General features: G+C 61.1%; 19 protein-coding genes. 6 read left to right on the top strand and 13 right to left on the bottom strand.

What is annotated here, in order from left to right:
• The first annotated feature begins 343 nt into the window (after positions 1–343).
• On the top strand, positions 344–1663 hold the full coding sequence (locus tag FNA46_RS20325; RefSeq protein WP_143127039.1) for a hypothetical protein: 1320 nt from the start codon (positions 344–346) through the stop codon (positions 1661–1663).
• A 42-nt stretch (positions 1664–1705) separates the two neighbouring features.
• Here FNA46_RS20325 and FNA46_RS20320 read toward each other — a convergent pair whose 3' ends face one another.
• From FNA46_RS20320 to FNA46_RS20260, 13 genes are all read right to left on the bottom strand, one after another.
• Positions 1706–4063, bottom strand: coding sequence for a hypothetical protein (locus FNA46_RS20320; protein WP_143127038.1), 2358 nt, complete (start codon positions 4061–4063; stop codon positions 1706–1708).
• A 79-nt stretch (positions 4064–4142) separates the two neighbouring features.
• Complete coding sequence (locus FNA46_RS20315; protein ID WP_143127037.1) at positions 4143–6506, bottom strand: hypothetical protein; 2364 nt, start codon at positions 6504–6506, stop codon at positions 4143–4145.
• Positions 6507–6926: a GtrA family protein gene (locus tag FNA46_RS20310; RefSeq protein WP_143127036.1), complete on the bottom strand. Its 420-nt coding sequence runs from the start codon at positions 6924–6926 to the stop codon at positions 6507–6509.
• Positions 6923–8206 (bottom strand): NAD(P)/FAD-dependent oxidoreductase, encoded by a 1284-nt coding sequence (locus FNA46_RS20305; protein ID WP_143127035.1) that lies wholly within the window; start codon positions 8204–8206, stop codon positions 6923–6925. The genes FNA46_RS20310 and FNA46_RS20305 overlap by 4 nt, the downstream gene beginning before the upstream one ends.
• A 115-nt stretch (positions 8207–8321) precedes the next feature.
• A complete protein-coding gene (locus FNA46_RS20300) occupies positions 8322–9254 on the bottom strand; it encodes an NAD-dependent epimerase/dehydratase family protein (protein ID WP_143127034.1) in 933 nt (310 codons plus the stop codon).
• Positions 9254–9991 carry an SDR family NAD(P)-dependent oxidoreductase gene (locus FNA46_RS20295; protein ID WP_210245908.1) on the bottom strand — a complete coding sequence of 246 codons (738 nt, stop codon included), beginning with the start codon at positions 9989–9991 and terminating at the stop codon, positions 9254–9256. Before FNA46_RS20295 ends, FNA46_RS20300 begins: the two co-directional genes overlap by 1 nt.
• A gap of 11 nt (positions 9992–10002) precedes the next feature.
• Complete coding sequence (locus FNA46_RS20290; protein WP_246103239.1) at positions 10003–11274, bottom strand: FAD-binding oxidoreductase; 1272 nt, start codon at positions 11272–11274, stop codon at positions 10003–10005.
• 62 nt (positions 11275–11336) lie between these two features.
• Positions 11337–12749 (bottom strand): UbiA family prenyltransferase, encoded by a 1413-nt coding sequence (locus FNA46_RS20285; protein ID WP_185969934.1) that lies wholly within the window; start codon positions 12747–12749, stop codon positions 11337–11339.
• A gap of 711 nt (positions 12750–13460) precedes the next feature.
• Entirely contained in the window at positions 13461–14270 is an 810-nt protein-coding gene (locus FNA46_RS20280; RefSeq protein WP_143127030.1) for a DeoR/GlpR family DNA-binding transcription regulator, read from the bottom strand.
• 129 nt (positions 14271–14399) lie between these two features.
• Positions 14400–15464, bottom strand: coding sequence for an ABC transporter permease (locus tag FNA46_RS20275; RefSeq protein ID WP_143127029.1), 1065 nt, complete (start codon positions 15462–15464; stop codon positions 14400–14402).
• The gene (locus FNA46_RS20270) at positions 15461–16990 is read right to left on the bottom strand and encodes a sugar ABC transporter ATP-binding protein (RefSeq protein WP_143127028.1); all 1530 of its coding nucleotides are present in this window, start codon (positions 16988–16990) and stop codon (positions 15461–15463) included. The genes FNA46_RS20275 and FNA46_RS20270 overlap by 4 nt, the downstream gene beginning before the upstream one ends.
• A complete protein-coding gene (locus FNA46_RS20265; RefSeq protein WP_210245907.1) occupies positions 16987–17604 on the bottom strand; it encodes a DUF2291 family protein in 618 nt (205 codons plus the stop codon). The genes FNA46_RS20270 and FNA46_RS20265 overlap by 4 nt, the downstream gene beginning before the upstream one ends.
• Positions 17605–17676: 72 nt before the next feature.
• On the bottom strand, positions 17677–18618 hold the full coding sequence (locus FNA46_RS20260) for a D-ribose ABC transporter substrate-binding protein (protein ID WP_143127027.1): 942 nt from the start codon (positions 18616–18618) through the stop codon (positions 17677–17679).
• Between the two features lie 353 nt (positions 18619–18971).
• On the opposite strand from FNA46_RS20260, the gene FNA46_RS20255 reads away from it, so the two are divergent.
• The 5 genes from FNA46_RS20255 to FNA46_RS20235 form a co-directional block, all read left to right on the top strand.
• Positions 18972–19952 (top strand): sugar phosphate isomerase/epimerase family protein, encoded by a 981-nt coding sequence (locus tag FNA46_RS20255; RefSeq protein WP_143127026.1) that lies wholly within the window; start codon positions 18972–18974, stop codon positions 19950–19952.
• Positions 19953–19996: 44 nt separating this feature from the next.
• Positions 19997–20818, top strand: a complete 822-nt coding sequence (locus FNA46_RS20250) for a transketolase (RefSeq protein WP_143127025.1) — start codon at positions 19997–19999, stop codon at positions 20816–20818.
• A complete protein-coding gene (locus FNA46_RS20245; RefSeq protein WP_143127024.1) occupies positions 20818–21777 on the top strand; it encodes a transketolase family protein in 960 nt (319 codons plus the stop codon). Before FNA46_RS20250 ends, FNA46_RS20245 begins: the two co-directional genes overlap by 1 nt.
• Before the next feature lie 8 nt (positions 21778–21785).
• A complete protein-coding gene (locus FNA46_RS20240; RefSeq protein WP_143127023.1) occupies positions 21786–23255 on the top strand; it encodes an FGGY-family carbohydrate kinase in 1470 nt (489 codons plus the stop codon).
• On the top strand, positions 23216–23630 hold a 415-nt coding region (locus FNA46_RS20235; protein WP_143127022.1), incomplete at its 3' end, for a hypothetical protein. The genes FNA46_RS20240 and FNA46_RS20235, both read left to right, overlap by 40 nt.

The following is a 23630-nucleotide window of genomic DNA, read 5'->3' as shown; positions in this document are numbered from 1 at the left end:
GAATGGCTTACGGAGAAGGCTCCCGCCTAATTGAAGTGCGGGGCCGGAAAGTCAAGCGCGATGAATTGGAAGAGCAGACGGCGTGGTATTACCCGCCCTCCCGGGACGCGTGCGAGGCAGCAACCCTCGATAGTCATTGGGATAACCTGTTCACGCTTGACAGCGCTACGCGGCCATCTGGGTCAGACTGGCCATAGCGGCCTGAGGACGATTGCAGCCGATCACGCCGACTGCTCAGCATCGGCATGGTCGAGCAGTGTTTCCACCTGCATCATCTCGGTTTGACAGCGCATTGCAACTGCAACTATGAACTGTTGCAACGATGATGCGAGGGCGGAATGTGATGCACTTTGAGGTCTCCTCCCGGCGGGGCGCCAGCCTGCCCCTGCTTTTCGGTTTCGCACTCTGTGTGCTCGCAGCGGGCTACACAATGCGGGCATCACTTGAGCAGATTACTCTCTATGCGCGGGATCTGCCCTATTGGGACCATTTTGGATATTTTGACTCCTTCCGCCACTGGAGGGAAGGCGACTGGAACTTCTGGACCTTCTTCCACATGACGCATAATGAGCATCGCCTGGGGCTGACCAAGCTTACGATGCTCGCAGATCTCTACTGGACGCGGGGATCCAATCAGGTGCTTCTTGCCACGACGTTTCTGCTGCTGTTCGTCAGCGGAGGACTGATCATGGCAACCGGGGCCAAGGGCCGGTCAACGCTGGCCGCAGCGGGCTTGTCCCTGCTGGGAGCCGCCAGCATGGTAGGAATCGTCTCGTTGGGGAACCTGGCCTGGCCGACCCAGGTTCAGTTTGGTTATGCCCAGATCGTGCCCATTCTGCTCTTCATGATCGCGTTCTCGCCGCTATCTCTACGCATCAAGACACCGGCCGTTGCCCTTCTCGCCGTCATGGCGGCAGAAACGATGGCATCGGGCATTCTTGCCCCCCTCGCCGGTTTCCTCGCCGCCCTGCTGTTTGCCCGCGACAGGACCACTATCCTGCTCCTGTTGGGCGCATTCCTTCTTTCGCTGCTCTATTACAGCTTTCCGACCGCGCACGACTTTCCTGTCGGACCGAAGCACGGCTTCACCTACGACAATCTGGTCTACTATTTTGCGGCCGCCGGAAACTGGGCACAGCGCGGTGGCGTCGTGCTCAGCATCGGAACAGGGATTGCCGTGACCGCTCTCGCTGCCATCATCTGTCTGGTCAGCCTTCGGCAGGCGCCGATTGTCGATCGCTCCCTGCTCGTCCTTCTCGCCATTGCATTGTACGAGGGCGGATCGATCGCCGCCATGGCAATAAACCGGGGGACCGCCGGCAATCCGGAATGGGCGCTGACCTCCAGATACTCCACCCCCGCAATTGCCCTGGCACTCGCCGTGACCGCCCTCGTCCTCAGGCTTGGCTACCTCCGGAATGCCAAGCCTCTTGGATGGATCGGGGCTGGCTTCATTGCCTGTATCCTGTTCTTCACATCGTACAGTCAGCGCGCGATCGAAGATATGGCGCACATCACAGGGCAAATCGATGTTGCAACGAAAATGATGCGGGATGGCGGGTTCGATGCGGAAGTCTACAAGAAGATCTATCCGTCGCCCGATATTCTCAGGGACATGGTGCAGTTCATGCGCGATCACAGGTACAGCATCTTCCGAAAATAGAGTCCGCGAAAGGGGAAGCCGCCATTCAGGCGGCATCCTCCTTCATTTCCCGGCGATGCCCTCGACGCCGCCCCAGTAGCTCCAGTCCCAGGTGCAGGCAGCGCGGCAGGCCGTGTCCAGCCGAAGCTCCGTAACATCGGCGGGAACATCGACATCCATCGTCTGCTCGCCCCGGTCCCCTTGATTGCGCACGGGATCGAGGCACCGTTCGGCAAGGCCTGCCGATGGCGACCGGACGATGAAGCAGACGCCGTCCGTATTGCCTCCGCCGCTCCACGATCCATCGCGCAGGCCGAAGAACAGACGGAGCGTGGAGCCGGGCTGAACCGGCAGTCGCAGGCTCGCCGGCGCATGCGCAAAGACACCTTCCGCCGCAGGCTCAAGGGTCGGCGGTCGCATGTCGTTATTTCTCAGGAGGGGAATGACCCGCCCTGCCTTGGCCTGCATGTCCCGGACGAACTGATTCTGGTTCGCCGCCCGAAGGGGGGCCGCATTCACAGCCGTGAACCGGATCGCCAGGGCCCGATCATAGAACAGGCCGGCCTTTATCCCGGTCCTGACCGTAAACGAGGTTGCATGCTTCAGATTGGCAGCATCCGCATTGCCCGTGGAGACGATGAGGTAATCACTGGCGCTCGCGACATGGGGCGACAACAGCATGCCGTCCGCCGCCATGCCGGGGATGAGGCGATAGGTGCCCGAAGAACCGTCGCTGTAGTGAACAGCAATCTCCGTCATTGGCGGACGGTAGACCAGATCGACCAGACGACCCAAAAAGGTGGGACGGATGTCGATGGACACCATCCAGGCACCATCCGGCGCCGGAAAGGCAACCTCATCCCCAAAGCTTGCGGTCTTCTCGACGGCCGGCGCCAGCACATCCGCAATCGGGGTTGCCCTCCGTTTCAGGATGAGGCCCAGCGGCGAGGACTGAACCGCTTCATAGCGCGAGAAGAACAGCGGCCACAGCGCCCCTTCCGCCGATGCGGGATGCCGCCCGTCGATCGAGCCCGGCTGCATGATGAGATAATCAGGTGCGCTCTCGTCGGCAAAGAAGGCACGGTTGCGGGCAATCAAGCGGGGGGAATAGGTGGAGTATTCCTGGATGGTCGGACGAGGCCTGTAGGCAAGCCCGTTCGCGATCACAGCCGATTGTGCCGACGGGATGATATCGACGGTGCCGTCGAGAGGCGGAAGCGGGGTTTGCGCCTTGATCGCAGCCAGTGCAGCCTTGTTGCGCGCCTCAAGGTTTGCAAGCCAGACCGAAGGCCGCATGATCAACTCGGCCGCTGTCTTCACCTCGCTCACGATCGCGGATGGCATGTTGAGAATGCCGGAAAAGGGCACGATCCGGTAGGCATCGTAGACCAATGCATGTCCCGGAAGCACCAGAATGGCGGCAAGCACCATCAGCCGCCGAACGGTTGCCCGGGACAGGCCGAGGCCCGCGTCAAGGCTGGACAGGACCGCGATCACGAGCGCGGCCCAGGTTGCGATGCTGTGAAGGCGAACCATACCGGCCTTGAAGGAGACGAACAGGAAGGCGCAGATCACAAGCCAGCGTGCAAGCGGCAGCCAAAGTCCATATTTGCGCCGATTGCTCCAGACCGCATGGAAAAGGATCCCGGCAAACAGGCTCGCAATGCCCAACCAGGCCAGGCGCTCGCCGAGGCTGCGCGCCACCGTGCGGCTCATTGCGCTGGAGTAGCCGCCGGAAACCTCGAAACTGGCGGCCAGGAAGGCAGCAAGCTGGCTGAGAGGCTGACCGCTTGCCGCAAAGCCGCCGACGAGGCCAAGCGCGAGCACGATCATATGCAGGGGGCGGCGTCTACATGCGACAGCCCTTACATCAAGGACCAGCGTCGCGAACACCGCAACCGGCAAGGTCGAGAATTTTGCCAGGATGATCAGACCGGAGAGAAAGACACCGCACCAGGTCAGGATGGTCCGGCTGCGGCAGGGATCGCCGAGCCCGACCAGACCCGTCAGAAGCGGCACCAGAAACAGGATATTGTTGTTGTCCATAACGGTCAGTGACAGGACAAGACAGACCATCACGACATTCAAGGCATGCCCGCGATCCGCCAGCAGCCTTGACCAGGCTGCGGCAATGACGATCACGATCAGCAGGGAAACGATGGCCAGGGGATAGGCCGAAACTACGCTGAACTGGCGGGTATAGAGGGAAGAAAGCGGCCCGCCGGTGAATACGACATCCGTGCCGAACAAAAGCCCGCGCTCGAGACCATAGGCCAGAGCCGCCTGCCAGGAAGGATCAAGCCCACGGGCAAGGGGATGAAAATCAAGCGGGTCCATCTTCTGGTAGAAGACGAGAAACAAGGCGAAGCATGCAGCTGCACTCCAGCCGATCCCGGGCGCTTTCACTCCCATGCCATGCATCTGTCCCGCTCCTGCAAACGTGACATCCTCATGCATGAACCGGCCCATGATGGTCCAGCCAGGAACGTCCGCCTGCACATCATTTCCCGGCGATGCCCTCGACGCCGCCCCAGTAGCTCCAGTCCCAGGTGCAGGCGGCGCGGCAGGCCGTGTCCAGCCGAAGCTCCGTAACATCGGCGGGAACATCGACATCCATCGTCTGCTCGCCCCGGTCCCCTTGATTGCGCACGGGATCGAGGCACCGTTCGGCAAGGCCTGCCGATGGCGACCGGACGATGAAGCAGACGCCGTCCGTATTGCCTCCGCCGCTCCACGATCCATCGCGCAGGCCGAAGAACAGACGGAGCGTGGAGCCGGGCTGAACCGGCAGTCGCAGGCTCGCCGGCGCATGCGCAAAGACGCCTTCCGCCGCAGGCTCAAGGGTCGGCGGTCGCATGTCGTTATTTCTCAGGAGGGGAATGACCCGCCCTGCCTTGGCCTGCATGTCCCGGACGAACTGATTCTGGTTCGCCGCCCGAAGGGGGGCCGCATTCACAGCCGTGAACCGGATGGCCAGGGCCCGATCATAGAACAGGCCGGCCTTTATCCCGGTCCTGACCGTAAACGAGGTTGCATGCTTCAGATTGGCAGCATCCGCATTGCCCGTGGAGACGATGAGGTAATCACTGGCGCTCGCGACATGGGGCGACAACAGCATGCCGTCCGCCGCCATGCCGGGGATGAGGCGATAGGTGCCCGAAGAACCGTCGCTGTAGCGAACAGCAATCTCCGTCATTGGCGGACGGTAGACCAGATCGACCAGACGACCCAAAAGGGTGGGACGGATGTCGATGGACACCATCCAGGCACCATCCGGCGCCGGAAAGGCAACCTCATCCCCAAAGCTTGCGGTCTTCTCGATGGCCGGCGCCAGCACATCCGCAATCGGGGTTGCCCTCCGTTTCAGGATGAGGCCAAGCGGCGAGGACTGAACCGCTTCATAGCGCGAGAAGAACAGCGGCCACAGCGCCCCTTCCGCCGATGCGGGATGCCGCCCGTCGATCGAGCCCGGCTGCATGATGAGATAATCAGGTGCGCTCTCGCCGGCAAAGAAGGCGCGGTTGCGGGCAATCAAGCGGGGGGAATAGGTGGAGTATTCCTGGATGGTCGGACGAGGCCTGTAGGCAAGCCCGTTCGCGATCACAGCCGATTGTGCCGACGGGATGATATCGACGGTGCCGTCGAGAGGCGGAAGCGGGGTTTGCGCCTTGATCGCAGCCAGTGCAGCCTTGTTGCGCGCCTCAAGGTTTGCAAGCCAGACCGAAGGCCGCATGATCAACTCGGCCGCCGTTTTCACCTCGCTCACGATCGCGGATGGCATGTTGAGAATGCCGGAAAAGGGCACGATCCGGTAGGCATAATAGAGCATGGCATGTCCCGGAAGCACCAGAATGGCAGCAAGCACCATCCGCCGACGGATGGCCGCCCCGGACAGGCCAGGAATGACAAGGATGCTCAGGAGGACTGCGAGGCTGAGCGAGGCCCAGGCGGTCAGCGCGTGCAGGTCATGCCGCACCATGCCTGCCTTGAAGGAGACAAAGAGAAATCCGGCCATCACGATGAAGCGGGCAAACGGCAGCCAGAATCCGTGTTCGCGCCGCCCCTTCCAGAGGGCACGGGCCCACGCCCCCAAGAATACAGTGGTGATGCTCAACCATGTCGCGAGGTCTATGACACTGAGCCCGGTGACGACGCTCATCGCGCTGGAATAGCCGCTGGAGACGTCCAGACTGGCCGCCATGAAGGCCGGAAGCTGGCCGAGAGGCTGACCACAGACCACAAAACCGGAAGCCGTGCCGGCAGCCAGCAAAAGGAGATGCATCGGCAGGCGCCGTTCCACCGCCGCCTTCACGTCAAGGACCAGCATTGCAAGCAGGGCAATCGGGAAAACTGAAAACTTTGCCAGAATGATCAGGCCGCAGAGAAACGCGCCGGCCCCCGACAGCAAGATGCGGCTTCGCCCGCCGCTCAATCCATAAAGGCCGGCGAGAAGGGGCACGAACAGCAAGATGCTGTCACTGCTGTTGAAGACCGTCAGCCACGATACAAGGCAAACCATCGCGATAATCGCAAGGCTGCCGCGCTCGACCAAAAGGATCGACCACACGCGCGCGAGAAAGACAGTGATGAGAAGAGAGAGAACCGCAAGGGGGTAGGCCGTGACCACGCTGAAATGGCGGGTGTAGAGCGACGACAACGGCCCGCCGGTGAACACGACATCCGTGCCGAACAGAAGCCCGCGCTCAAGTCCATGGACAAGCGCCGCGCTCCACGACGGATCAAGACCGGCGGCCACCGTGTAAAAGCTAAGCGCGCCGATCTTCTGGTAGAAGATAAGAAACAAGGCAATGAAGGCCGCCAGATGCCACCCAAGTCCAGCTGTCCTTGTTTCCTGCCCGCGCATCTACGCCCCTCCCGCAAACGTGAAATGTTTATGCATGAAATAGCTCGTGGCGATCGGGCTCAGCACGCCGATGATGTGCGCAGCCGTCTCTGCATGGGTCTCGAACGAGATCGCGGGAAAGACGAACCTGGCAAGAACAACGCTGACGCCCCAGACCTGGGCAAGGGCGACCAGGTTGACGAGCCCGAAGCGCACATACTCGCTGTGAACACGGCGGCCCGACTGTTCGAAGACGAATATCTTCATCAGGACATAGGCTGTGGTCATGCCGATCAGATAGGCGAGAACGATCGCAACCGAATAGCTGGTGATCTGCGACAGTGCCATTCGCGAGAGAATGTTGGCCGCGGCAGCAATGCCGCCCGACACGGCAAACCGGACGAATGGCTGATGGATCAGGGCGGTGAACCTGCCGTTCATCGCGCAACGGCCTCCGCCATGCGACGGCCGTAGCGAATGCTTTCGGCGATGCCTCGATCTTCCGGATAGTAGTAGCAGGTATCGGCAATCTGCAGGCCGGTGATCGGCGTCTGGATCGGCGGCAGCTTGGCATAGAAGTTGGGCTCGCACACCGGCTGCGCATATTTCAGTCGCCCGACCTTTGCCTCCAGAAGATCGGATGGCGCAATGGCCGGGTTGACCTTGCGGATGTAGCCGAACGCCTCATCGATGAACTGATCGTCGCTCCATTGCCACTTGGGCTGCGAGGTCGGCATGTAATAGGGAACGTAAACGACGGTATCCTGGACCGGGCGCAGATTGGAAAACTCGATGATGCCGGGGATATCGATCGTCTCGTCGACGATGTTGACCCAGAAGTTGCGGCTGACAGACGTCTTCAGCTTGAAGAGCAGGCATACGACGCCGATGTTGCGGATGGCATCATACTGCGCCTTGCTTGCAGCCGGCAGATCCGGAACCAGGGTGGAGATGTAGGGCGTGGGAACGGTGGAGATGACCGCGTCTGCGGGGAAGAACCGCTCGCCGGCCTGCACGCCGGTCACCCGTCCATTCTCCGTCACAACCTTTTGCGCCGGCATCGACAGATGCAGCCGGCCCCCCTTGTCGGTGAAGGCTTTCACCAGCGCATCCACCAGGGTCTGGGACCCGCCCTCGATATAGCCGAGTTCCTCCTGGAAGATCGACCTGCGCGAATTTCCGATCCGCCGCACACGCGTCGCGATCCAGGATGCCGAGATGTCATCGGCGAGTTCGTAGAATTTCAGCTCCATCAGGCGCTTCCAGAGCGTCTGGTAGACTTCCCGGCCGGAGCCGCCTTCGAGCCATTGCCGCGCAGATTTATGCTCGATGGAGGAGAAGGACCGTGCCTTCGTCGTCAGGAACATCTGGATCCCGGTTCGAAGCTTGGCGAGGAAGCTCAGATGCGGAAAGCGCAGCAGCGAGATCGGATCGCCCCAGGGATGGATGCGTCCCTTCATGAAATAGCCCATGGATGTCGGCCGCCAACGCATGCGGTCACCGATGCCAAGCTCCCGCATCAGATCAAACGTGGGAGCATCCGATTTGCAGACGAAATGATAGAAGCGCTCGATGGAGAGACCGCCGAAGTCGAAATGGGCGGCCATGCCACCGGCAACCGCGTCCGCTTCAATCAGATCCACCTGATGACCGAGGGTGACGGCCCGGTGCGCGGCTGCCAGGCCCATGGCGCCTGCGCCAATGATAACGATACGGCTCATCTCTTGTCTCCTAGAGCATTTCCGGTGAAAACCGGATCACCTGAAATGCTCTATCTCTTTGTTTTCACACAGTCCGGACGCAAAACCGCTGATGCACTTTTGGCTCGGACGTGCTCTAGAAGTCCAGGACGATGCTGCTGTAACGGGCATCGAGGTAGGTCTCTCGGATCGCATCACCGAGCGGCGTCGCAGTCACGCCAAAGATCGCCGGCCAATCGATGACCGGAAATGTTTCCGGTATCACCAGCGCCTCCAGCTGGTTCGTGGTGAAGGGAGGATTGGCACTGAATTTTCCATAGACGAACAGCAACCACCAGAAAAGGCGATAGGGGATGTGAACAATCTTTGCGCGCGGTTTCACCGTGCGATGGATCAGGCGAATGAGGTCGCCATACGGAATCTGCTCAAGCCCTGAAATATCGAAGGTCCCCGTCTTCCGGCTGCGCAGCGACGAGACGATGATGGACGCAAAATCCCCGACGTAAAGCGGCTGGCGAATGAAATTGCCATTGCCCGGGATCGGAAATACCGGTGTGCGGTCCATGAAGCGGCGCAGCCAGCCCAGATGCTTGCGATCGAACCAGCCGAACATCAGCGTGGGGCGCAGCACGACATGCGCAATGTCCGTGACCGTATCGATGAACCTCTCCTGGGTCGTCTTGGTGCGTGTGTAGAAGTCATCGGCCTTGGAATTCACCACGGACGACGAGATGTGAACGAAATAGGGAACCGCATGCCTGCGCATGGCCGACACGATGAGCTGCGTGGCCGTCACGTTGTTGGCAACGAATTCCTCTTCCTCCAGACCACCGATCTGCGCCTGGTTGAGGAGAACGGCATCCGCCCCTGCAAAGACATCCATCCAGGGGCCCTCGACCGCCAGGTCGGCCTCGATCACCTCGACCTGCGGATGCAGGCGGCGCAGCAGGGCCGTATTGGCGGGATGCTTGTCGATACCGACAATCGTGATGCCCGGTTCGCCCTTCAGGCGGGCAATCACGTTTTGCCCGACCAGTCCGGCAGCACCGGTGACAATGATCTTCGTCATCAGATTTCCATCCGGTTGAAAATGAAGCTCGGCAGATTGCGGATGACGAGCATGATGATGCGCCAGAAGCCCGGCGCATAGGCGACCGGCCCTCCCCTGAAGGCGCGACGGTAGACGATCTGCGCCACCTGCTCCGGACTGGCCCACAGCGCGCCACTGCGGTTCATACCCTCGGTCATCGGCGTGACCGTCGGACCCGGCTTGATGAGAACCGCGCGCGGCCCCTTATCCGCAAAACGATGCGCGATGCCTTCCATGAGTGCCGCGAGACCAGCCTTTGCGGCACCATAGATGAAATTGGCGCGTCGTCCGCGATCACCCGCCACAGAACCGATGACGACGAGGCTGCCGCGCCCCTGCCTCTCCAGCAGGTTGGCCGCAGCAAGGGCCCAGGCCGTGGCCGAATTGAAGTTGACCCGCAGAATGTCCTCGGCTGCAGCAAGGTTGCGCTCGGCATCCGCCTGATCACCCAGGATGCCATAGGCAAGAAGGACATGATCCACGCCGCCGATGCGGGCAGAAAAATCGGAGAACTGCCGCTGCGCGTCTTGCGGTGCGGCAAGATCGCATAGGGCCGTCTCGACGCGTTCAGCACCGCGGATCGCCAGATCGGCAGCTGTCTGCTCCAGTCGATCCTGATCCCGGCCAACCAGCAGGATGGTCGCTCCATCTGCCGCGTAAAGTCGTGCCGTTGCGGCAGCGATGGAGGACGTGGCGCCCAATACGATAAGTCGCAATTCTTTTCCCCTCAGATCTGGGAGACGCGTTTCCAGAAATGCGAGCTGAAGCCCGCATCGACGTATTTGGCAAACTCCTGCCAGGCCGGATAGCCTGCCTGAAACATGGCCGCAGACATTCGGCCGTCCTTGGCCGGATAAAGACGTCCCCCCGCTTCACGCACGATCGCATCCAGCCGCCCCATCAGCTTGAGCGTCACGTCCCCGCGGTTTGGAAAATCCAGCGCAAGCGTGGTGCCCGGCGCCGGAAAGGACAGAAGGCCGGGAGAGGCAACATCCCCGAACGTTTTCAGGACCGCCAGAAACGACCCCTGACCGCTGGCTGAAATTGCCTTCAGCATATCATGCGTCGCCTCCTTCTGGACGGCAGCGGGAACAACGGACTGGTATTGATACATACCATTTCGTCCGTACATGCGATTCCAGCGGCCAATCGAATCGAGCGGGTAGAAAAAGGGGTGCAGGCCGGTTCGGGCGGTTCCGGACTTGCGCCTGCCGTTCCAGACATACAGAGCATTGAAGGCGCTGATGGAATAACGGTTCATGGCAAGACCGGGCAGGTTCACCGGCATGGTCAGAAGCGTATTGCCCCTGTCCGGCAGGATGGAGCCCGTCCCGGCGTGATTGCCGCGGGTAAAGATACCCCGTCCCAGACGCTCACCACCGGACAGGCAATCGATCCAGGACACGGTATAGTCGAACGCGTCTTCGCTGTCGGCCGCCAGGGTGAAAAACTCGTCGAGTTTGCCAAAGGGAATATTCTCCACATCCATCATGGCACTCGCGATCGGCATCAGTTCGATCTCGGCCCAGGTGATGACGCCGGTGAGGCCGAGGCCGCCAATGGTGGCCTGAAAAAGCCCCGAAGGATCATCCGGCGCAAGGTCCAGTTCCAGCCCGTCGGAACGCAGCAGACCAAGGCGACGCACCCAGCGGCCGATCGTACCATGCCGGTGATGGTTCTTTCCATGAACATCATTGGCAATCGCACCCCCGACCGTCACGAAACGGGTGCCGGGCGTCACCGGTAGAAACAGCCCCTGGCGCACGATCACCTGGAGGATGGCATCGAAGGAGGCACCGGCCTCGACGCGGATGCGCCGCGTTGCAGGATCAAGCGTGATCATCCGGTCAAGGCCGGTCATGTCGATCAGGCCTTCGTGCGGATTGAGACCGCTGTCCCCGTAGGACCGACGCAGACCGCAGGCGAGAAGCCGATAGCCCTGCTGGCGTCCCGACAGGACGAGGCGTGACAGTTCGCTCCTCCAACCGGGTCTTGCCACATGATGCGGCGCCTTCAGCACGCCGCCCCAGGAGCGAATGGAATCTGATGGCGAGAAAGGATTCATAGGGCAGCCAGAAAGACGCAGGCGACGACTGTGCCGAGACCGAGGCTCAACCTGTCGCGGATGGCGAAGCTGACGGGATCGTCGTTCATCCTGCCGCGATGGGAAAGAAGCCAGATCCGCCCAAGCCAGATCGACAGAAGAACGGGAATGACGGCAAGAACCTGCGGGCGACTGTACTGGTTGCCCGGCAGCATCTCAAGCAGCACGAAAATCATCAGGACCACCAGCGATGCCATGGCCGCGCTGATCCCGAGAGCAAGGGTCAGCGGCGCATCCTCCACCTCATATCCTCGGCTTTTCAGGCTGGAGGTTCCACTGGCTGATGCACGAACGATTTCGGTATGCCGCTTGGCAACGGCAAGCGAGAAGAAGAAAAACAGGGCGAAGGTCAGCATCCAGGCCGGGCGCGAGGCATCCTGCAGGACCGTTCCCATGATCAAGCGGGTCGTGAAGAGCACGCCGATGATCAAGGTATCCAGAAGAGGCACGCGTTTAAGGCCGAGCGAATAGGCTCCCGTGATCACGAAATACGCCATCAGGACCATCGCGAACGGAACCGATGTCAGAAAGGCGCATAGAAAACCACCCACCAGCAATCCGCTTGCCAGGAGAAAACCCGACTGAATGGAAAGCCGGCCGCTGGCAAGCGCGCGATGTCGCTTCGACCAGTGCTGTCTGTCTGCATTGAGGTCGGCGATGTCGTTCAGGAGATAGGTCGCAGATGTCACCGCAAGCAGGCAACAGAATGCCAAAAGGCTCTTGAGTATGAGCGAGACGTCCGTCCAGGAATGCGCCAGGATCAGGGGCACGAACATCAGGACATTCTTCGTCCAGTGATGCACGCGGATCGCCTTCATGAACTCCTTGGGCGTCAGTTGGGCAGTATGGAATTCCGCGAGAACAGGCTTCCCCAGCTGACGTGCCTTGCGGGCCGTTTCCGGCTTTGCGCCAGCCAGAACAATGCCGCGCGACACGGCCCAGACCGCCAGATCGGCAAGATGGTCTCCGGCATAGATGAACCCTTGCGGGAAGCGCTCCTTCAGATAGCCAGCCTTGGCCTGCCCCTTGAGGTTCGCCGCGGCCGACCCCACCGCGGAGGCAAAAATGCCAAGCCGTTGCGCAATCTTGTCCACCACCGTCTGATCCGCGGCGGAACACAGATGAAGTTCGTGCCCTTCGGCAGCCCTTTCACGCAGCCATTGAACCAGATCTTCGCGGAGCGGCAGCACTTCCTCCGTCAGATCAACCTCCCTCGCCAATGCCGCCTTCAATGCATGGCGCCCGTTTCTGAGTTCCGGAAGCGCCAGAAGAAGGGAGGCCGGCTTTCGAAAGAGCGCGATGGCAGCGGATTCATGCAGGGTGTCGGACACGACCAGCGTGCCATCCAGATCGACCACGATGGGCAGCATCACCGGCTCTGAATCGGCGATGCGGTGCACATTCCCTGAAGAACACAAGGCGGCCGTCATTCCAGTTCATCCCTTCCGCAACATCAGCACTTCGCAAGCAATTCTGCATACACGAATAACGCCCCGAAAAAACAAGCGGAAATTGCCCTCGAAGCGTTTTCCGGGCGTGCGATTGCAAAGATTGTGATACCCAATACCCACACATGCATATCGCATGATACACTTAATCCATATCGCCCTTTCCGCGATTACCGAAAGGGCACAGTGGGAATTCGCCAACGATCCAAATCGAGAAAGTGTATCGCCGTTCAGCCATGCTATTTCCGCACGGCTCGAAGACATTTCGTGCATCGATTGCAAGATGATCTGACCGCTAAAATTCCATGTGGCGAAGATGTTGAGGGCGAACGGATCTTCCAGCCCTCCCTTTTTACGTGATGTTGCAAGGCTTTCCGGACATCTCTCCCAATAGACGTCGGTCGCATGTCGCCGTGCGGTATTGCAGGGGAGCAGTGATCGTGCAGGGAGTTGAGGTCCGGCGCGCTTCAATCCAGCGGGTCGATGACCTCGGCGCATGCGGAGGATGCGGAAACGCCATGAAGGTGTCCGAGCATGTCCGAAAGCCGGCCTTATCCTGACTGTGCCAGGCGATCGAGGAGACGATGTCGGCGATATTCGCCAGGCCCCTGACGGGTCGATTGCCGTCTCGCCTCAGGATGCGATCAGAACCTCGACACCGCGGCGTTCGAATTCGCGTGCGACACGGTCCGGAATTCCGTCATCCGTGATCAATGACTGGATGACGTCGAGAGATCCGAGACGGGTGAAGGAGGATCGGCCGATTTTCGTCGAATCGGCCACAAGATAGACATGGGCTGCCGCCTTGATCATGGCTTCCTTGAGCTGGAGATCGGCAAAACTCGGATAGGTCAGCCCGGCCTCGAGATCCACTCCGGCGGTTGCCAGAAACAGCTTTCCGGCAAAGATATTGCTGAAATATTCAACCGACTTGTCACCGGAGAGCGACAGCGTCGGCGACTTGAACTGGCCGCCCGGCATATGCACGGCAAAGGTCGGCACCGCTCCCAGAATGATCGCGATGTTGAGTGCATTGGTGATGAGGGTCAGGTTGCGACGGCCCGCCAGTCGCATGGCAATTTCGGTCGTCGTCGTGCCGGCATCGAGGATCAGGGTCTCGCCATCTTTCACCAGCCCCGCGGCCAGCGCGCCGATCCTGCGCTTCTTGTCCATGTTCTCCTGGTGATGCAGGGTCATGGTCCCGATCTGCGGTGCGACCGCATTCAGGTAGGCGCCGCCATGCTCGCGGGTGATGAAGCCCTCATTCTCCAGACGCTCGAGATCCTGGCGGATCGTCGCCTCCGAGACGTGGAATGCGGTTGCAAGCTCGCGCACGCGCGCCGAGCCTTCCTCCTGCAGCCATTCGAGGATCCGGCGACGCCTGGGCTCCGACAGCAGGCCGATCATGGAGTCGGACGAGTCGTTTTCTGTCTTCGCGTCCATGTTCCGACAAACCTCGAATTTCGCAAGCAATCAGCAGTGTTTCGATCTTAACCCACGGTTCCCATACAACAAGTGGCTTCCCGTTGAAATCCCGGGTCAAAGCCCGCTCGGGAGGCGCATTGCCCCTCCTCACGCCTGCCCTTGCAGGACCACGCGGGCCTGCAGCTTCTGCTGAACCTGATCGACCACGACCGCAGCGATGATCACGAGACCCTTGATGACCGTCTGCCAGAACGAGGAGACGCCCATCATGATCAGGCCATCCGCCAGAATGCCGATGACGAAGGCCCCCACGATGGTACCACCGATACGGCCGCGCCCGCCGGACATGGATGTTCCGCCGAGAACCGCCGCGGCGATCGCGTTGAGTTCGAAGGTCTCGCCCGTGGCCGGATGGCTCGCCTGCAGCTGCGAGGCGATGATGAGGCCGACCAGAGCCGCGCAGAAGCCGGAGAACATGTAGACGAACAGCTTGATGCGATCGACGTTGACGCCTGAAAGGGCCGCGCCGCGTTCATTGCCACCGACGGCATAAATGTGGCGTCCGACCGGTGTGCGTGTCGCAAGATAGGCGGCCAGGACGGCGACCACCACCATGATCCAGACCGAGAGCGGAACGCCGAGCCATGTGCCGGAACCGATCAGCTTGAAGGTATCCGAACCATAGTCCGGATTTCCTGCGAGGTTGGGGAAGGTTCGCCCATCGGAAAACAGCAGCGCTGCGCCGCGGGCGACGTAAAGCGTCCCGAGTGTCGCGATGAAGGGGGCAACGTTCAGCTTGGTAATCAGGATGCCATTGATCAACCCGATCAAGATACCGGCAATGGCAACGATCACGCAGATCTCCAGGGTGTTGAACTGCAGGCTCCAGCCGATCCGGAGATCGATCCCGTAAAGGACCAGCCAGCCGGCGACCATCGCACACAGACCGACGATCGAGCCGACGGAGAGATCGATACCGCCTGACACGATGACGAAAGTCATGCCGATGGCCAGCAGGGCATTGAGCGCCACATGCTTCGATATGATCAGCATGTTGGCACCGGTCAGGAAGTTCGGAGCCGCGAAGGCGAAGAAGGCAAACACCAGGATCAGCGCCACGAATGTCCGCATTTTCAGGAGAAGCAGCAGCGTCGAGGTCTGCGAGGACGGGCCGGCAGCCTTGCTGCCATGAGGGGGGACGGGACTGCTCATCGGGATTGAACCTTGTTCAGATGGGGCGTCGCGGCGGAAATGACGTCCGCTGCGGCGGCACCGGCCGGAAAAGCGCCGGTCAGCCTGCCATTCGCCATGACGAGGATGCGATCGGAAAGGGCAAGCACCTCTTCCAGATCGGAGGTGACGAAGAGAATTCCCAGACCATCAGCTGCAAGCTTGCGCATGGTGCGGAAGATCTCGGCCTTGGCGCCGATGTCGATGCCGCGCGACGGCTCGTCCATCAACAGGATGCGGGGGTTCGTCATCAACGCCTTGCCGATGACGACCTTCTGCTGGTTGCCGCCCGAGAGGCTGGAGACGGGATGCTCCAGGCTCGCAATCTTGATCGCCATGCGCCTGACGAACTCGACCGCCTTGGCCGCTTCCGCTTTCAGGCTGAGGTGGAAACCGGTGGTAAAATCGCCCAGCGACGAGAGGGTCAGATTCTCGCGAATGCTCATGATCTGCACCAGGCCGTCGCGCTTGCGGTCTTCCGGAATAAGGGCAAGGCCCCGGCGGATGCGGCCCGACACGCTTCGCTCCCTGACACGCGCGCCGGCAATGAAGAGCCTGCCCTTTGCTGCGGGATGCTGGGCCATGATGCATTCAAGCAGTTCGGATCGCCCGGCCCCCATGAGACCGTAAAGACCGACAATTTCGCCTGATCGCACCGACAGCGAGACATGATCCACCACGTAACCGCCAGCCGGCCCGGGCAACGAGACGTCTTCGACGCGAAACACCTCTTCGCCCAGCGCATGGTGCTCCATCTTCGGAAACTCCTTGGAGGCGCTGCCGATCATGTTGGAAACGATCCAGGGAATATCGACCCCCTCCATCGACCGCGCACCGGTGATGACGCCATCCCGCAGCACGGTGATGTAGTCTCCGATCCGGATCAGTTCCTCCAGCCGGTGGGAGATGTAGACAATGCCGACCCCCTGGCGCGTCAGATCGCCGATGACGCGAAACAGAACCTCGACCTCGGCAGCGGAGAGCGCGGATGTCGGCTCGTCGAGAATCAGAATGCGCGCATCCTCGGCCAGCGCCTTGGCGATCTCGACGATCTGCTGTTGACCGATCCTGAGATTGCCGAGCGGCGTGTCGGGATCGATCTCCTGCTCGAGCCGCTGCATCAGCGCTCTCGCAACGGCAGACTGGGCAGCCCGGTCGATGTGCACGCCGCCCACCGTCTTTTCGCGGCCGACAAAGATGTTCTCCGCCACGGTCAGGTTGGGAAAGAGATTGAGTTCCTGGAAGACGATGCCGACGCCCTGCCGCGCGGCATCGCTGCGGTCGGAGAAGACGACAGGTCTGCCATCAAGCGTGATGGTTCCGCCATTCAACTGCTCCACCCCCGCGATGACCTTCATCAGGGTCGATTTGCCGGCACCATTTTCGCCGACCAGCACGTTGACGGCGCCCATGCGCAGGTCAAAGTCGACATTCTTCAGCGCCTGCGTACCGGGATAGATCTTCGACCCGGAGCGGATCGTCAGGCCGATCGGATGCGCCGCGTTCATGGCGCTGTCTCGATCGAAACCGGGGTGACAAGCGGCTTTTCGCCCGCAGAGCGGATGACCGTTGCCCCCAGGAACTGGACGGTCTTTCCCTTCATCGAGCCGTCGGCAGGAACAGTCGAGACAGCACGATCGTTGAGCGCGCGTCCAAGGCGCGCATATTCGATCTGGTCGCGGAATGTCGAGAAGTCATAGAGCGGCGTGACATCCCGGAGCGCCGTCCCCTTCACGACCGGGCCGAGTTGCAGGATCACGTCGGACTTCCCGTCTCCGTCCACGTCAACCTCCGCAACGGCGGCCTTCGTATCACGGTTCTCGACCACCACCTTGCCCTTGCCCTTGACCGCAAAATTCCAGCCGCCGCCGGCACCGCCGACGCGCAGTCCATATTTGCTCCCCGCATCATCCAGGCCAGCCGTCACTGCGCTGCGCAGCACCGCGACATCGATTGCCTTTTCGGACAAGGCCGGAACGAGTTTTGCCTCGAAAGTCTTGGACACCAGCGTGGCGATCGGATCGGCGGCCGCCTCGGTGGCGCTCTCGGTCTTCACGAGCTTGCAGCCCGAAAGGCTGAACACGACCACGAGGCCCGTTGCGAACAGGATGGGTTTCATCATCAAACGACCATTTTCTTCAACAGAAGCGGCCACCCGGCACAAAGGTGCACCGGGCGACCTGCTGACCAGGCATCACGGCTTGAGAGCAAAGGTCTCAAGCTTGGAGGCATTGTCCTTGTTGACCAGAATGCAGTCCATCAGCTGCTTTTCCTCGACCCCCGTCGCGCCCGTCTTGATGAACTTGTCGGCCTGCTCGACCGCAAGCTGGGCCTGCTGGTAGGCCGGCTGCAGGACGGTCGCCTTGATGCCGCCCTTGAGGATGGAATCGCGCACGTCGTTGGACCCGTCGAAACCGACGACGATCACGTCCTTGCGACCGGCAGCTTCCAGCGCGGCATAGGCACCCATGGCCATGGTATCGTTGCCCGAGATGACGCCCTTGATGTCCGGATGCGCCTGCAGGATGGATTCCATCACGGTATAGGCTTCCGTCTGCGACCAGTTGGCCGTCTGGCGAGCGACCATCTTCATGCTCGAATACTGGTCGATCACGTCGTGGTAGCCTTGCGAGCGAATACCGGCATTCGTGTCGGACTCCTTGCCGACAAGCTCGGCATAATTGCCCTTCTCGCCCATCAGCTTGACGAACTCTTCTCCGCCAAGCTGCGCGCCCTGATAGTTGTTGGAGACGATCTGCGAGACGGCAACGCCGCTCGCGGTGATCTCGCGGTCGATCAGGAAGGATGGAATGCCTTTGTCCTTGGCCTTCTTGACGGCGGCGACCGAGGCATCGGCTCCGGCATTGTCGAGGATGATGGCCTTGACGCCCGCCGCAATCGCGGAATCGAACAGTTCATTCTGCTTGTTGGCGTCGTCGTTGTGGACCAGAACCATCGTCTCGTAGCCGAGAGCCTTGGCCTTGGCCGCTGCACCATCAGCCTCAGCCTTGAAAAACGGATTGTCGTGGCTCGGCGTGATGATCGCGATGGTACCGGCCGCCATGGCAAAGCCCGGCACGAAGCCAGACAGCGCCAATGCGCACGCGGATACGAGCAAACGGCGTGAAATATTCATGTGACCTCCCCTTTATCCAAGCCACCTCCTTGTGACCTGTAGCAATTCCTATCGAATGTTTTCGATTTATGTCAACACGGTTTTGTTTCATTCGTGATTTATGTGAATTTCAGAAACATTCAGACCGCATCCGCACACAATTTCAAGCGATTTTCGCTGCAACGCAGCAGATGTGGCAGGAGAGAGCAAAAATCACTTGTCGATACACGCAATTTATGAAAGATATCGAAATCAAATAAAAGCAATCGAAACACATTTCGCCTGAATCGCATTCCCTGTGACGCCGCCGCAAGGTCTGGCAGAGCGGACCTCGCGAAGACGCGAATGGATTTCCCCATACCGGAGGACGCCCCATGACAACACAACGCTTCGGCGCAGGAATCTGGCACTTTGCAACCTATGTGGACCGCTATGCGACAGACGGCTACGGCACGCCCCGCAGCGTGATCGAAGCGATCGACCTTGCCGGCCAGGTGAAGGATCTGTCCGTTGTCGATATCAACTATCCCTTTTTCGGCGGAAACTTCTCCAGCGCGCAGATCAAGGAAGCACTGGATCGCAACACGCTCGGCGTCATCGGCATCACGCCGGAAATCTACACGCGCGAATTCTCCAAGGGCTCGTTCACCAATCCGGACGCGGGTATCCGCCGACGCACGCATGAGCTGGTGACGGAAGCCTGCGATCAGGTTCGCTATTTCGGCGCAGATTACGTCAAACTCTGGCCGGGTCAGGATGGCTGGGACTACCCGTTCCAGGTCGACTACGGCACCCTGTGGAAGCACTCGCTCGATGGCGTGGGCCAGCTGGCCAGCGAAAACCCGGACCTCAAGTTCGTCATCGAGTACAAGCCGCGCGAACCGAGGGTGCGCATGAGCTTCGGCTCGGTCGCCCGTACGCTTCTCGGCATCGAGAAGATCGGCCTGCCAAACCTCGGTATTCTCCTGGATTTCGGTCATGCAATCATGGGCGGAGAATCCGCCGCCGACAGCGCACAGCTCGCCATCGACTACGGTCGTCTGTTCGGCATGGACGTGAACGACAACTACCGCAGCTGGGATGACGATCTGGTCGCCGGCAGCCTGCATCCAATCGAACTCTTCGAGTTTTTCCACGTGCTGCGGAAGAACAGATGGGAAGGGGTCTGGCAGCTCGACCAGTTCCCCTTCCGCGAGGACAGCGTCGCAACGGCCAACCACGCCATCGACTTCCTGAAAGCCGCCGCTAGGGGTCTTGATGCGCTCGATCTCGATGCCCTGAGGGAAGCCCAGAGCCGGCACGACGCCATCGCCGCGTTGCGAATTGCCCAGAAGGCTCTGTTCGGCGCCATGTAAGCGCATGCGACAGGGGCGCTGCCCAGACTGAAAGGCCTCTTTGAATGCTCAAGAACAATACCGTTCAGACCATCCGTGACAAGGCGCTATGGATGCGCCGGCGTGCCTTCACGATGGTTCATGACGCCCAGCTCGGGCATCCGGGCGGGGATTTTTCCGCCATAGACATCATCGCAACGCTCTACTTCGGGGTGATGCATTATGATCCCACGAAACCGGGGCTGGAGAACCGCGACCGGTTCATCATGTCGAAGGGCCATGCGACCGGCGCGCTCTATACGGCGCTCTGCGCCGCAGGATACTATCCGGAGGAGTGGCTGGATACCTACATGCAGCCGAACTCGAAGCTGAACGGGCATCCGAACCGCACCTATCTGCCCGGTGTCGAAACAAACACCGGCCCCCTCGGGCATGGCATGCCGGTCGCGCTGGGCATTGCCATCGCCGCCCAGATCTCGGGACAGGACCATCGCACCTTCGTGCTGACAGGCGATGGTGAACTGCAGGAGGGATCAAACTGGGAGGCCGCCATGACGGCCGGCCACCGCAAGCTCGAAACCCTGACCCTGATCGTGGACCGCAACCGCCTTCAGCAGGGCATGGGCACCGAAGACACCAACGGTCTCGATCCGCTTGATGAGAAATTCCGGGCCTTCGGCTGGGAGGCCGTGATGGTGGACGGCCACGACATCGGGGCTCTCCTCGACGTTCTCGCGCCGGCCCGCATCGGCAAGGGGCGCCCGCTGTGTGTCATCGCCAACACGGTGAAGGGCAAGGGGGTGTCCTTCATGGAGAACAAGGCTTCGTGGCATCATGGCGTGCCCAATGCCGAACAATACAGGATTGCCTTGGAGGAACTCGTCTGATGGCTGCTCCCGCCCCCCAACAGGAAGGCTTTCACGATTGCCGCGACGCCTGGGCACGCACGCTCGAAGACCTCGCCGCCCGGGATCCGCGCATTGTTGCCGTCGTCAACGATTCCGTCGGATCGTCCAAACTCGGCGGTTTCCAGAAGACGTTCCCCGAGCGACTCGTGAATGTCGGAATTGCCGAGCAGAACATGGTTGGCGTGGGCGCCGGCCTTGCCAATGGCGGCAAGATCCCGTTCGTCTCGGCAGCATCCTGCTTTCTCAGCGGCCGCGCTCTGGAGCAGATCAAGGCCGACATCGCCTATGCGCGCTTCAACGTGAAGCTGGTCGGCCAGTCGTCCGGCGTCGCCTATGGCGAGCTTGGGCCGACGCATCACTCGATCGAGGACTTTGCCTGGCTTCGCCCGCTGGACGCCATCACCGTGATCGCTCCGGCCGATGCCTGGGAAACGGAGCAGGCTGTTCGCTGGGCCGCCGCGCATGATGGCCCGGTCTATATTCGCCTGAGCCGCATGCCGGTACCCGACCTTACCGTCAAGGACCGTGTCTTTCGTCCAGGAAAGGCGGAAATGGTTCTGGCCGGCAGCGACCTGACCCTGATCGCCTGCGGCACAACGGTACATCTTGCAGCGCAGGCTGCAGCCACATTGCGCGCCGAGGGTATCTCGGTACGCCTCCTCAACATGGCAACCCTCAATCCACTGGATGAGGAGGCGCTTGCCGCCGCAGCCTCGCAAACCGGGGCAATCGTTACGGTGGAAGAAGCCCATATCCGCGGAGGGCTGGGCGGGGCCGTTGCCGAGTTTACAGCGGGACACCACCCGGTACCGGTGGAGCGCCTCGGCTTTCCCGGCTTCGTGGTGACAGGCTCCGTGAATTTCCTCTTCGAACATTACGGCATCACCCCGCATGGAATCATTGCGGCTGCACGTCGCGCATTGGCGCGCAAACAGTGAGTTCGAGGATGGAACAACAGCCACTCGTCCTCGCGATCGATCAGGGCACCACCAACACCAAGGCGGTGCTCGTCGATGCCTCCGGCAAGGTCATCTCACGGGCGTCCGCACCCCTCACCTCGCACTATCCACGCCCGGGCTGGGCCGAGCAATCGGCCGATGCCATCTGGAACAGCGTCCAGTCCGTGATCGCCGACATCGTGGCCGGCGATCACGGCCCGATTGGCGGCATTGCCATCAGCAACCAGCGGGAAACGCTCGTTGTCTGGGATGCGGAAACCGGCGCCCCCCTGGCGCCGGCGATCCTGTGGCAGTGCCGCCGCACGGCCGTAGCCTGCCAGGCTCTGGTCGATGCCGGGCACGACGCCGCTGTCGTCGATCAGACCGGATTGTCAATCAATGCCCTGTTTCCGGCATCAAAGCTCGGTTGGGTCATGGAAAATGTCGCATCGGCGCGCGATCTGGCAGAGCAGGGACGGCTACGCGCCGGCACGGTGGACAGCTGGTTGCTGTTCAAGATGACAGATGGCGCCGTCTTTGCGACGGACCACTCCAACGCTTCGCGCACCATGCTGTTCGATACCGTCAGACTGGTGTGGAGTGCCGAACTCTGTGCTCTCTTCAAGGTCCCGCTATCGGCGCTGCCGTCCCCCCTGCCCTCCAACAGCCGTTTCGGCGAGACGGGGGCCGGCGCGACGGCCCTGCCTGGCGGGATCCCCATTCTCACCATGATGGGGGACAGTCATGCCGCACTCTACGGTCATGGCGTCCGCAGACCGGGCCTCGTCAAGGCGACCTACGGCACAGGGTCATCCCTGATGACCCTGACCGACGGACGTGTTGCCTCCCGGCATGGTCTTTCGAGTACGATCGCCTGGTCTGACGACGGCGGCGTTGCCTACGCGCTCGAGGGCAACATCACGGTCTCGGCGCAGGCCCTCGCATTTGCCGCAACCCTGCTGGGACTTGCCGGCCCCGCCGCACTTTCCGATCTCGCGCAATCTGTCCCAGAGAGCGGCACGGTGGTCTTCGTCCCGGCACTGGCGGGCCTTGGTGCGCCGCACTGGGTCGATGATGCGACCGGTACGGTTTCCGGCATGACCCATGCCACGAGGCCTGCACACATAGCCCGCGCGACGATCGAGGCCGTCGCACTTCAGATTGCCGATGTCTTCGAAGCCATGCAGCAGGATACGGGCCTCGACCTCGCCGGTCTGATGGCGGATGGCGGCGCATCGACCAATGACTTCCTCATGCAAGTGCAGGCCGACGTGCTGGACCGCCCGGTGCTCCGGGGAGATCAACCCGAAGTGGGCGCACTGGGGGCCGCGGCCATGGCGTTCGGCGCGATGGGCATACAGCCTCCGGAGCCCTCGCATGCCCGGCATTTCTCTCCGGGAGCGCTGTCCGCTGACGCGCGTACAGACCTTCTTGCGCGATGGCGCCAGGCGCTGATGCGGGTCAAGATGACCCTATAGTACAACTTGCCCCGCTTCTCAGGGGAGTATCGCGCAGGCACGACGCCATTGCAGCACAGATCACCCGTAAAATCCTCCATGGCCAGCCGCAGATCGAATCTTCGCTTCGAATCCAGCAGGCGAAGCGTCGCGGTCCGCCCAAGACCTTCACAATCAATCCATCGATGTTTGCAGCGGCGATCGGTGCGTTGACGGCGGTGGCCCGCGCCGGTGCGAGCGAACATGACGACGTGCAGCGTCATTTCAACTTCTTGCGAGAGCTGGTCCAAAAGGTCGTGATCGCGCCGTCTGCCGATGGCAAGTCGGCGGAGCTGACCATCCATGGCCGCCTTGCTGGTGTACTGGCTTCAATGCAGGTGACCTGCTCCCCTGATT

Source organism: Affinirhizobium straminoryzae, assembly GCF_007004135.1.
GTDB lineage: Bacteria > Pseudomonadota > Alphaproteobacteria > Rhizobiales > Rhizobiaceae > Neorhizobium > Neorhizobium straminoryzae.
The sequence above is the reverse complement of the archived record's forward strand: the minus strand, read 5'-3'. Positions and strand labels throughout refer to the sequence as shown.